Annotated in this window: 11 protein-coding genes; 1 reads left to right on the top strand and 10 read right to left on the bottom strand. The window is 41.8% G+C overall.

Features of this window, described 5'->3' with window-relative positions; translation table 11 throughout:
• Window positions 1–549: 549 nt before the first annotated feature.
• The 4 genes from metF to FYJ75_RS01300 are packed head-to-tail and all read right to left on the bottom strand — an operon-like array spanning window position 550 to window position 3,817.
• Entirely contained in the window at window positions 550–1,419 is an 870-nt protein-coding gene (gene metF / locus FYJ75_RS01315; protein WP_154428044.1) for a methylenetetrahydrofolate reductase [NAD(P)H], read from the bottom strand.
• A 29-nt stretch (window positions 1,420–1,448) separates the two neighbouring features.
• Window positions 1,449–1,952 carry a GreA/GreB family elongation factor gene (locus tag FYJ75_RS01310; protein ID WP_154428042.1) on the bottom strand — a complete coding sequence of 168 codons (504 nt, stop codon included), beginning with the start codon at window positions 1,950–1,952 and terminating at the stop codon, window positions 1,449–1,451.
• Entirely contained in the window at window positions 1,937–2,605 is a 669-nt protein-coding gene (locus tag FYJ75_RS01305; protein ID WP_154428040.1) for a 4'-phosphopantetheinyl transferase family protein, read from the bottom strand. Before FYJ75_RS01305 ends, FYJ75_RS01310 begins: the two co-directional genes overlap by 16 nt.
• Window positions 2,606–2,617: 12 nt before the next feature.
• Window positions 2,618–3,817 carry a nucleotidyltransferase family protein gene (locus tag FYJ75_RS01300; protein WP_154428038.1) on the bottom strand — a complete coding sequence of 400 codons (1,200 nt, stop codon included), beginning with the start codon at window positions 3,815–3,817 and terminating at the stop codon, window positions 2,618–2,620.
• A gap of 88 nt (window positions 3,818–3,905) precedes the next feature.
• On the opposite strand from FYJ75_RS01300, the gene FYJ75_RS01295 reads away from it, so the two are divergent.
• On the top strand, window positions 3,906–5,342 hold the full coding sequence (locus FYJ75_RS01295) for a DUF4832 domain-containing protein (RefSeq protein ID WP_235906971.1): 1,437 nt from the start codon (window positions 3,906–3,908) through the stop codon (window positions 5,340–5,342).
• Here FYJ75_RS01295 and FYJ75_RS01290 read toward each other — a convergent pair.
• From FYJ75_RS01290 to pelF, 6 genes are read right to left on the bottom strand one after another with little or no spacing between them, the layout of a single operon-like run.
• Window positions 5,335–6,615: a DUF4874 domain-containing protein gene (locus tag FYJ75_RS01290; protein ID WP_154428036.1), complete on the bottom strand. Its 1,281-nt coding sequence runs from the start codon at window positions 6,613–6,615 to the stop codon at window positions 5,335–5,337. The genes FYJ75_RS01295 and FYJ75_RS01290 overlap by 8 nt on opposite strands.
• Window positions 6,596–7,384 (bottom strand): glycosyltransferase family 2 protein, encoded by a 789-nt coding sequence (locus FYJ75_RS01285; RefSeq protein ID WP_154428034.1) that lies wholly within the window; start codon window positions 7,382–7,384, stop codon window positions 6,596–6,598. The genes FYJ75_RS01290 and FYJ75_RS01285 overlap by 20 nt, the downstream gene beginning before the upstream one ends.
• A 3-nt stretch (window positions 7,385–7,387) precedes the next feature.
• Complete coding sequence (locus FYJ75_RS01280) at window positions 7,388–8,599, bottom strand: glycosyltransferase (protein WP_154428032.1); 1,212 nt, start codon at window positions 8,597–8,599, stop codon at window positions 7,388–7,390.
• Window positions 8,596–8,982, bottom strand: coding sequence for a DUF2304 domain-containing protein (locus tag FYJ75_RS01275; RefSeq protein ID WP_235906970.1), 387 nt, complete (start codon window positions 8,980–8,982; stop codon window positions 8,596–8,598). Before FYJ75_RS01275 ends, FYJ75_RS01280 begins: the two co-directional genes overlap by 4 nt.
• A gap of 18 nt (window positions 8,983–9,000) precedes the next feature.
• Entirely contained in the window at window positions 9,001–10,446 is a 1,446-nt protein-coding gene (pelG, locus tag FYJ75_RS01270; protein ID WP_154428028.1) for an exopolysaccharide Pel transporter PelG, read from the bottom strand.
• Between the two features lie 20 nt (window positions 10,447–10,466).
• Window positions 10,467–11,927 carry a GT4 family glycosyltransferase PelF gene (pelF, locus tag FYJ75_RS01265; protein WP_154428026.1) on the bottom strand — a complete coding sequence of 487 codons (1,461 nt, stop codon included), beginning with the start codon at window positions 11,925–11,927 and terminating at the stop codon, window positions 10,467–10,469.
• Window positions 11,928–11,939 lie beyond the last annotated feature (12 nt).

Raw genomic sequence — 11,939 nt, 5'->3', positions numbered from 1 at the left:
CCATTTGCAGATAGTCTTCCATATGAAGTTGTCTGTTCTTAAATCTACTTTCAGTTACATTCATTGCTTGTGTCTCCTAAAGTTCAGCCCTTCGCCGATGTCTTAAGCCATCGGTTTACTATGGCTTCTGCTGACTTCTCGCCATTCGTTGTTACTGACGGATTTCATACTCTGTTTCCATCCGCTGACAAGACCTCCCTTGGTACCACACGTCACTTTCTCTCCATATATCTGCCACATTTACTTTAGTTAATTCCGAGTAGTTATTGGACTTTGACTTGTTATGCAGCCTTATCCTTAACTATAGCCTCATGTGATTTCTGTTCGTCAGACCAGAGATTTGCCTCCACCTTCCTTCAGATTCCCCTCACGTTAATCATAGTCTTGCTATGAACAGGACACCCTTGGTCTTGGCTGTATCCTTCCCACTACTAGGGCGGATTAGGAACTTTCATCCATTAGCGACGTGCGCCGCAAGGCGCACATAAAAAAAAGGACCAAAGAAACAGATTTTGTTTCTTTGGTCCTTTTTTCTGATATGGTTTTCTCTTAATCTCTCACATAGATGTGCGAAAGATTATCCATGATCGCACCGGCAACATCCGGTTTGTTCATAGAATAGATATGTACATGATTGGCACCGTTTGCGATCAGATCAATAATCTGTTCTGTCGCATATGCGATTCCTGCCTGTTTCATTGCCTGTGGATCATTTCCAAAACGATCTACAATATTCGTAAACTTCGCCGGTACAAGGTTACCGGATAAAGAAATGATTCTTTTTACCTGTGATGCATTGGTAACCGGCATAATTCCTGCCACTACAGGAACCTGAATTCCCTTTTTCAGTGCCTTATACATAAAATTATAATAGATACTGTTATCAAAAAACATCTGTGTCGTCAGATAATCGCACCCTGCGTCTACCTTCTCTTTCAGATGATCCAGATCCTCATCCATGGTAGCAGCCTCCGGATGTCCTTCCGGATAACATGCTCCTCCAATGCAGAAATCCCCCATGGATTTGATCTCCTCGATCAGTTCATATGCATGATGATACTGATCCGGTAACGGAAAATCTGCCTGCTCCGGAATATCCCCTCTTAAAGCCAGAATATTTTCGATTTTACGCTCTTTCAATTCTGTAATGACAGAACGGACTTTTTCTTTTGTAGAAGATGCACAGGTAAGATGTGCAATTGCCGGAATATGATTTGCATTGATTGCATCCGCAATTTCAACCGTATAATCACTGGTTCCACCGGTTGCACCATATGTGCAGCTGATGTATGCCGGCTTTAATGCTGCCATTTCTGCAACGATCTTCTTGTAATTTTCAAGCTGTGTTCCCTGTTTCGGTGGAAAAAGTTCACACGAAATGGTAACTGTGTCTTTTTTTAAAATATCTGATACTTTCATATTAACCCTTTCTTTTCTTATGTTTTTGCTTAAAATTTGCGCAGTGCATCACTGTCGTCGTCTGTTGTATTGTCAATTTTTCTGATCTGTACAAAATAAGAGTAACTGTCATTCACCTTTACCTCACAGCGATCCCCAACTTTTTTTCCAAAAATTGCTGCTCCAAGTGGTGATTCCTTGCTGATCAGGTTCTTTAATGAATTCCCCCGGACAGTTGTTACGATCTTATAGGTTTCTGTTTCATCATCATCTTCAAAATAAACATCCACCGTATTGTTCATGCCAACCTCGTCATCCTTTGACTCATCGGAAATGATCACTGCAGTTTTGATCATCTTTTCCAGATAACGGATCCTGCTTTCATTCTCATTTTTGAACTTTTTGGCTGCTTTATATTCAAAGTTCTCACTCAGATCTCCCTGTGCACGAGCCTCCTTGACATCCTCAAGAGCCTGCTTGCGCACAACAAGCTTACGATGCTCGATCTCTGCTTCCATTTTTTTAATATCATTTTCTGTTAATTCGTCATGCATTCCGCGTTCCTCCTGCCTATTGATGTTACCATTTGTTCCTGGCAAATGCAAGTTTGGCTTTCAATCGTTGCTGCACAGATCATGTATCCTTCCAGCGTTTCATTCAGATAATAAAAGCCCTGTTTCAAGGTATTTACTTCATGAAATGGTATCTGTAATCCCATCCCCATTGCTTTCGTATAGCTCTCTTTTTTTGTCCAGATCCGGACAAATTCTTCTTCCTGCCTCTCATCCTCAAAACGCATCAGACATTCCTGTTCTTCCTCTGTACAGACATGCCGGATCAGACGCTGTAACTGTGCTTCTTTCCGTCCCCGTATTTTTTCAATGTCAACGCCAACCGGCTGATCGGCCACTGCGCAGACTGCATAATCTCCCGAATGGCTGAGATTAAAATAAAAGTCCGGATATTCTGCAACGGACAGTTTTCCATGTTCATTCACCTGAAACTGAACTGACCTATCGTCAATTCCGGCTTTTTCCAGTGCATTCTGAAGCAGCACTCCCGCTGCCAGAGACCGGCATTGGTCTTCTCTTTTCTTTAAGGCGGTAATTTTATCCTTCCGGAACGAATTTAACGCATTAAATTTCTGTTCAAACAGGGATGCATCCTGAAGATACGGCTTTATGGATTGAATCGATAATCGGATCATTTTATTCCTCCGTTACTTTTCAAATAAATTCATTTCTTTCATCTGCTTTCCCCGTTTTGCGGCACTCTTTAATATCGCAGATGTTGAGACATTACGTAACACCCGGTTACGATGTATAAAGCCAATCAGAAGCATGATCCATAAAACAGGCCTGCACAGGACACACCTGTATGCCTTCGGATAAGTGAGTGCAACCTGATGTCTGAATTCCGCAATCAGCCCCGGCAAACCATTTTCCTGCACCATAACCATCCGCTCTTCGGACGAATCTCCAAATTCTCCCGCTTCCATAACATCAGTTAAAAATGTGTCGATCTGTGCTGCATCCATCTGTTTCATATCTACCAGAAATTCCATAGATTCCGCTTTCAGTCCAAGATATGTGATACATACTGCAGATACCATGCATGCAAATCCTCTGATTCCACTTTCTTCCACCATTGCAAGAAATGCACGCTTCTGTTCTTCTTTTACCTCACGATTCCAAAGAACCACCCAGTCACAAAGCATCTTTGTTCCAAAACCAGCTCTCAGAAAGTCCTGAAACATATGAATCAGAATAAAATATGCCGCATAGGAAAACTCCAGTGCTGGAAGCACAATTCCCATAGCATTCTCCATAATGGTATGGTGCAAAAACTCATCCTGATGTTTTCTCTGATAATTATCCAGCTTTAAAATACCTGCGTCTTCCGTCAACGAAGTATGTATCTCAACCGCAATTCCATCCCGTGTCGTTAACTGCATATGATGATTTGCATGCTGATCCTTTGCTTTTTTTATCCCATCGTCTGACAGGATCTCGCAAATCTGTTTCAGATCTGCATTTTTTGATACAAGAATATCCAGATCACCAGATTTTCGCAGTTCCGGAACCGGATAATACGCAGCCATTGCACTTCCTTTTAAAATCACGGATGCTATCCCATGCTTCTTTAATTTTTCGGTAATAAATCTTGCCAGAAAAAGGAGATGATAATTTTGCTGCACAATCTGCTGACTATACTTTCTGATCCGGTTCTTCTGGTTTTCCAAAACTGCCTCTTTGTTCATCATCCGGTCATATAAAAGAGATAACACACCCTGCTCCAGAGCCTTTGTAATGACCTGATCCATCTGGACTTTTTGTTCATATGATTCTTCTGAATGATCTGTGTTTCCTGTGAGTTCCTGTTTTAACAGACTGCAAAGATACAATTCTTCCGGTTGCATGGTGTAGATTCTCCTTTTTTACTGTGTTATACTACATTATAATAAATTTTCGTTCATTTGTATATTTATTCTTAAAAAGGAGATTCTCTTGAAAAAACTACTTCATCACATTGGTCCTTATATTATATTCTTTCTTGGATTCGGGTCTGTCCTTGCGGTTTTCATCTATGTATTTTGTATCCGCCAGCTTCCGGTTACCTATACTCCCGCAGCTGGAAAGGAGTCTTCTGCCCTGGTCAACAATCCCTATTGTGGCTTCTATCAGCTAAACGGTTATCTTCCATCGGAAGAAGAGGACGCAGATTCAGCCTATGACTGGGCATTTCAGATCTGCAGCAACAACCCGCATGAACTTATGCTGCTCGAGATCAATCTGAAAAATTACAATGACGGCTGGCTTTCCCAGAATGCCTGTGACCAGATAGACAGGATTCTTAGTGCATGTTCGGATACCGGACAGCAGATCATCCTCCGCTTTCTTTATGACTGGGATGGGCAGGCCATGGATACTGAACCGGAAAGTCGTTCTATCATTGAAAATCACATTCGGCAGCTCTCTTCCATTGTAAATGCCCACACTGACTGCGTTTATATCATGCAGGGCGCTTTCACCGGCAATGTTGGTGAAATGAATTCCACACATTACGGCTCCAATGAAGACATGACTGCACTTGTCTCCTTGCTTGACGAATGTATTGATAAAGAGATTTTTCTTTCCGTGCGGACACCAGCACAGCTCAGGACTATCTTAAAACGAAAGACTCCGCTGACAAGTACGGAAGCATACTCCGGAAGTTTTCCAGCCCGGCTTGGACTTTTCAACGACGGAATGCTCGGTTCGGTCTTTGATCTCGGTACTTATGATGATACGCCGTTTGAAGATCCATCCGATTATACGGAAAAAGGTACCCGTGAAGAAGAACTGGATTATCAGAACCGCATCTGTGAATATGTTCCAAACGGTGGCGAAGTTACTTTGGATAACGAATATAACGATATCGAACCAGCCGTTGCTGACCTGCGCACAATGCATGTATCCTATCTGAATGACGCACATGACCTTGCGGTTCTCGACAAATGGAAAAACAGCAGCTATACCGAAGATCCTGTCTTTTCCGGCTGCAACGGATATGACTATGTGGAGGCACATCTTGGATACCGCTATGTTCTGACAGACTCCTCACTGGATTTCCATTCGCTTCTGTCAGATACCGCAACCTTATATTTTACAATTGAAAATACCGGCTTTGCACCGGCATATAAACAGTTTGAGGTTACTCTGACGGCAACCAATACCCAGACTGGAAAAGAAGAAACCATCGCGACTACCCTGGATAATCGTGGAATCTCCGGAAGCGACTCTTCCATCTTCCACCAGGAACTTAATATTCGAAAATGGGATCCGGGTACTTACGAGATCACTCTCTCCATGAAAGATCCGGTTACCGGCAAAATCATTCATTTTGCAAATGAAAATGAGACCGAAAATGATTCGGTCTCTGTTGGAACTTTGCGCATCAAATAAATGCTCCCAGATATACAATTCCATTTCCTGTATTGGAAAAGCAGATCGTTTTCTGATCTGCTTTTTTTCTTGCAGTCAGATATAGCTTTCCGGTAACCGGTCTTATGCAGATATCTGCGCAGATTGTTTCACCCGCTTTGCAGTTCCTCAGATCTACCCCAAAACCATATTCTTCTGTTTTGTTTTCCGCCTGTACAAGAAGAACCGGTTCTGTGCTCTGACATATGGACGCAAATCCACAATTTTCGATCTGAACCCCGATACACGTTCTTCCGGAAAGGCCCTTTTTCATCCACGCATCCCTGACTACAAACCGATATCCAAGATGAGCACCGACATAATCGTAAACACTAATTCCATCCCAGATACCGTCTGTTTTCAGCATCTGCTTCTTCCATGTATCCAGAATTTTTTTATCGTAAACACTGTTCAGATATGTCAGATGCATCTGCTTAAGTTCCTGTATCACTGCAGCAGCCTTCATCTCCTGCCCGGACAAAGCCTCCCCGCCAGCCGGCATACGTTCACTTATTTTTTGTTCAAACTTCAGTTCTTCCTGTCTTGTCCACGGCTGATTCCACCCTGCTGCTTCCCGGGTCATGGTTCCGAAAGTTCCAAGATGTGTTTCCGATGCAAAAACAGCATCATCGAACAGACAAAGCTTTGGGTACTTTTCATTCTCATACGAAGCCTCGCTGATCAGCGTTCTCCACTGCGCAGGTGTTCTTACTGCAAGATAGATCTGTTCTCCCAGATATGGAGAAATACATTTCCACATCTGTCGTAACTGCTCATCCGAAAGATATCTGGACGTATGCATTTCTCCCCAGCTTCCAACCAGTAATCCCTGAAACACAAACACCGTGTTCTCTGTTTTTTGCAACAATTCTCCAATCTGCGTCAGATGCTTCAAAACGAGAGAAAACTGTTCCGGTTCCCGTTTTTTTCCTTCTCCCATTCGGTCATAAACAGGTCTGAAAATTATATCCTTATTATATTTTGCAAAAAATTCCAGTATACTCCGGATATTTTCAAGTGCTGACAAGTCCAAAGATCTGTCGCGAAAAGCGTGGATGTCAAGAAGAACCAATGCAAGCGTTTCCTCTTCTCTTAAGCTCCATTTCAATTCCTCCGGATAAATCTTATCTTCTGCCAGAAACGTATAGATAGAGTACCACCCTCTAAGAGGAGACACCGTATCCTTTCTTTCCTCTTTCATCTGTTCCTTTTGAAAATGGCATGCCTGTTTTTTCTTACCATATTTCCAGATCATTCGTTGCTCCTGTATCCATCTTTAACACCTTTATCCGAAGCACCACTGCAAATATGGAAAACATCATACGAAACATATAAACAATCGGCTTTAACCCGGAATGCATGCTCTCTCCCTGCGTTCTTGAATGCATAACTGCAGGAATCTCAACTACACGAAATCCCAGTAACAGCATCTGTGTGATCATATTGGCATCCGGATATTTGTCATCAAAATGATTATATTCCGAATAATACAATACGGTTCTCCAGCTTAGTCCCTGAAGACCGGTTGTCGGATCCGATATCTTTCTTCCGGTAAATATCTGGATGATCTTGCGGAAAAAAGAAAATGCAATTTTCTTTCCAAAGGAAATCTGATATCCTGCACTGTCTTTCATAAATCTGGAGCCAAGAACAATGTCCGGATATTGTCCATCCGCATCTTTTGTTTTTAATTGCTCGTAAATCGGGCGTATATTGCACACGTCATGCTGTCCATCTGCATCCATCTGGATCACATAGCGATATCCTCTTCGGATTGCATACTTATATCCAAGCTGAAGTGCACTTCCATATCCCAGATTAAATACATGGGTAACTACCGCATGCTTTCTTGATTTCGTGATCCGGTTGGTAGAGTCCGCAGATGCGTCATTCATAACAAGAACATCTGCAATCTCAGCGATTTCAGGCATTTCAAGCTTTTTTAACAAATCTTCAATTGTCTGTGCTTCATTATAAGCCGGAATAATTATCAGTAAATCTTTGTTATTTTTATCGATTGTCATAACCTATTCATTTCCCATAAGTTTTTGTATGTTGTGAAAAGTCTTTTCATTCTCGGACAGGCTTCTTTTTGCGGCTGCCGCCCCGTATCTTTTCCGCTTTTTGTCATCTTTTAAAAGTGCAATTACCGCATCTGCAATGCTCCCGGCGTCAAGGCTGCACATCTCACCATCTACACCGTTTTTCAGTTGTTCCCGGTTGCCACTTGTATCTGAGACCAGAATGGCACATCCAAGAATCTGTGCCTCCTGAACGGCAATGCTTTTCCCTTCAAAACGTGTAGCATGAACATAAAGATCACATTGTCTGTAAAAAGGATATGGATTCTCTGTCACTCCAAGCAGCCGGAAATCGTCCGTCAGACCAGCTGCATCAATCTGTGCCTGAAGCTTCTTTCTCAATTCTCCCTCGCCCAGTACATACCAGCGTACGGGAATTCCACTTTTTTTAATCTGTTCCATTGCAGATATTGCAACCTCGTATGCTTTTTGCATCGTCAGTCTTCCAACCGTAAGAATCTGGTAACCATCAAAAGAATCCTCGAATCCTCCGTCCAGCTCTGCCTTCCTGCGTATCTCATCAGGGTCTATGATATTGTGAAAAATAAATGTATGGTTTCTGCATTCCGGATATTGACAGAGAAATGACTTTTGCACTTCCTCGGAAACCGTAAATATCCGGTCAAAAGCCAGATAGCAATCCTCATCCAGCTTCCGGTTATATCCGGCCTGCGCATAATCCACATGTAAAAAAGCCGCTTTTTGTTTTGCTTTTACATACTTTTTGACATAGTACGTTGAGCCACCTTCCAGATAAGCGACCGCAACATCATACGTTTCCTCGAAGCGCTCTGCACCATCTGCCATCACTTTCCACAAAAGTTTGTCAAGCTGGATTTTCTTTCGCCCTGCCATCGAACAAAGATTCCTGATCAGATATGGAATATTTTTAAATACTGCGCCATTGGAAAAAAGCTGTCTTATCACATTCTTTTTCAGAATCTGCTTGCCGGCATCCGATAAAACAGACGCATCCGAATAATTTGTATTCATCAGCTTCACATAAGATGGAATCTGCGATAAAAGTTCTCCCTGTGACAAAAGCACATAAAGCGAGATCTCATACTGATCCGGGTCCAGCTTTTTTAAAAGTTCGATCAAGGCCTTTTCCGCTCCACCATATCCCATGGTATTTATCACAAATAATACCTTTTTCATGAATCTTTTCCCTTCTGCTCTGTATCAAGTTTCTCCTGTTCCAGCATCTGCACCCGTTTCATGATCTGTTCATTTTCCTGGTTCAACAATGAGATCTGCATTGCAAGCTCCTGGTTCTTTCGCATAAGAATAGATACCTGCGTACTGATAAACCATGCTCCGTAAACAACTACGATCACTGCAATCATGATCAGAAGAATTCCACGTTCACTGATATAACGATGAAGTTCCGATGGATTTAAAAGAATTCCAAAGAGGATCATCACACAGGACAAAAATCCCCAGACCAGACAAAACTGTTCTGTCATACGTTTTTTTGCAAGCGACAACACTGTCATGATCAGAAGATAAATTCCAAGGATCACGATAAAACATTTCAACATTTTCACACCTCTTTCCAGCTACTCCATATAACGGTCATAGACCTTGTCCGATGGTCTTGTTCCTTTTCCCTTTTGTAACAGATGGCCATTACAGAAAATATGCTCATCCAGATTTCTCTCCAGCCAGCGAATCCTCATATATGCAATCGTCCATCCGGCAAACGCACCCAGAACAAGTCCGATTCCATACCAGATATCTGAAAAATGTGTTGCTGCCAGAGCCCCTGCCATGGTTGTAACACAGAATACGGCTGCCGTTAACAGAGATCCCTCAAGATCATTAAAATAATAAAGGAAAATAATTTCCGCATACATCAGAAACAAAATAAAATATCCGGCGGCCAGACATGGATAAATTCGCATCGTCATTCCTCCAAACCCAAGCTGCGGAAGAAAAATCATACAGATCAAAAAGATCACCAGAGAAATAATAAACTGCACACGTGCAAGGTTCATCAGTTCCTCCGACAAAAGACGGAACATTCTCTTCTGGGTAATGTCAATATCCATTCCCCGCCCTCCAATGACAGCTTCTGAATACGCCTTATACCGTTCATGAAAATGCATTTCTACTCTTGAAATAAATATAACACTCGAAGAAATGTTTGTAAACATTGCAAGACATGTCGCCAGATCATAAGCTGTCACACAGACAAAACTGTTTGCAACGACCATCCGAAGATCTGTCGTCCAGAATACAAAATTATGGATATACAGTCCAAGCGTATATAAAAAGTTTGTAGCCATTAACATCCAGTACTTTTTAAAATACCGGAAAATTTCCCGATATACTCCGCTATTTTTCCGGAAATAACTTCTTACCGTAGAATACTCCAATGCTGCAATGATCAAAAAACCGATCACCAATGAAAAAAGCATTCCATATGTAATCTCCCACTGACATTTTTTTACAAGAATATAGGATAATCCCACCGTAATCACCATGCCTGTTCCGAAAAAAGCCGATATCTTTTTATAATCTTTGCAGATAGAAAGATACAGCATGGAATAAAATACGAGAACCAGTACCATATAACCGCAATAACCGGTAAATACATAAAGAATATCTACTTTTCCGGCAATATATTCATGAATGCAGAACGGAATCCCAAACAATGCACTGAGCACAATATGAAGTAATAGTCCCAGATTATAGCAAGGAAGAATGTCCTCATAACGTTCGTTATATATAACGTCCGAAAGATATCTGGATAATACCGAGTTAAACGGCGATGCTGTAAGAAGTGAAAAAATAAAAATATAAAGCACGGTACAGGAAAACAACTCACGCGCAGCATATCCAACCGATGAAAAATCAAGTAAAAATTCCATGCATACAAGCGCACCGATTACAACAAGCATTGGGGCGATCGTTACAAGTGTACTGTATCCCATTCCAATCACATTTGTTGCCAGCGTGTTCTTCCCATATATTTTATTTAACCGAATTCCAATTCCAGCCATATCCGCTCTCCATCTTTCCGCTATTTCTGTGTTATCTCAAATGGTTCCTGTGACCACTCTAATTTCTTTTCATCTGCAAACTGCCTGTAGATATCCTCATAAACTTCACGCATCTGTTCCATCCGGTAAAAAGCATTTACTCTTCTTTTCCCGGCTTCTCCCATTGTAATCCGCCTGTTCTCATTTTTCGCCAGTTCCACCATGGCCTGTGATATTTCCTCCAGATTCATAATGTGCGTCAATATTCCAGCAGCACCAAACGCATCATTTTCACCATAAATAAGGCCTCGGCAGTTTCCAACATCTGTTGCAATAACCGGCTTTCCCGCTGCAAAGCTTTCCAGTATTGTTAACGGCTGTCCCTCACTGATGCTTGTCAATATGGTAAAATCCATTCTGCCAAGATAATCTTTTACCTGAATCCTTCCGGTAAACTCTATATCTTTTACATCCAGCATCTGTACCAGCTCAAAACATTCGTCCGCATACTTTTTATCTTCATCACACGGTCCCATAATCCATAATTTCAGATTCGGTACTTCTTTTTTTGCAAATGCAAATGCCTGGATCATTGTTTTTACATCTTTAATCGGCGTCACGCGCAAAACAGCTCCAACATTGATATACGCTGCATCTTCGTCCAGCTTTCCGGGAAGATTTTCCAGATTTTCCACATGGATTCCGTTTGGTGTGACACGGATTTTTTCTTCCGGGCATCCAAGTTCCATCTGAAGTTCTTTTGCATGCCCATAAAGACTGGTTACCATATCTGCTTTCTCATAAGCCAGTGAGGACATTTTTTTAAACTGGTCGATCCAGATATTCTTATAAATTCCTTTTACCCAGTTTGCTTTGATAATCTCCTCTTCCCGTTCTCTTGTATAAATTCCATGCTCCGAAATCAATAACCCGGAGCCATGAAAAAATTTTGCCATACTGCCAAGCACGCCTGCATATCCGGTGGCAACACAATGATACAGATCCGCCTTCGGAACATTTGTTTTTAATACCAGAAACAGTGGCAGATAAATGGATCGAAGCGTCCACAGGAAATCCGAAAAAACAATATTGGGATATCTGCTCTCATAACATTTTCTCGCAATCTGAAAAAAATCCGGTCCCATAAGAAGATCATCCACAGACAGAGATTCCCTGTGAAACATGGAAAACAGGATATTCCAGTCTGTTTTCCTGTTCAATACCATATTAAGCAGTTCCTGATATTCCTCTTTTTTCAAACGCGACTTATGACGTTCCCTGCGGTCTGGGGACCAATCCTGATCCTCCAGATATACCTCATAAACCTGTGTCAGGTTCTCTGGCAGTTCATATACAAATTTGCCTCGCTGCTTTCTTCCTGCTACAATCGCCAACACGATAAATTCAATATTTGGGAATGACTTGATCATACTGTTGATCCAGCCCGAAACACCACCAACCATATATGGATAGCAGCCTTCTGCAACAATACATATTTTCATATTTCACCGCCT

The organism is Roseburia porci (assembly GCF_009695765.1).
GTDB classification, from domain to species: domain Bacteria; phylum Bacillota; class Clostridia; order Lachnospirales; family Lachnospiraceae; genus Roseburia; species Roseburia porci.
This window is presented reverse-complemented; position numbering and strand designations above follow the sequence as displayed.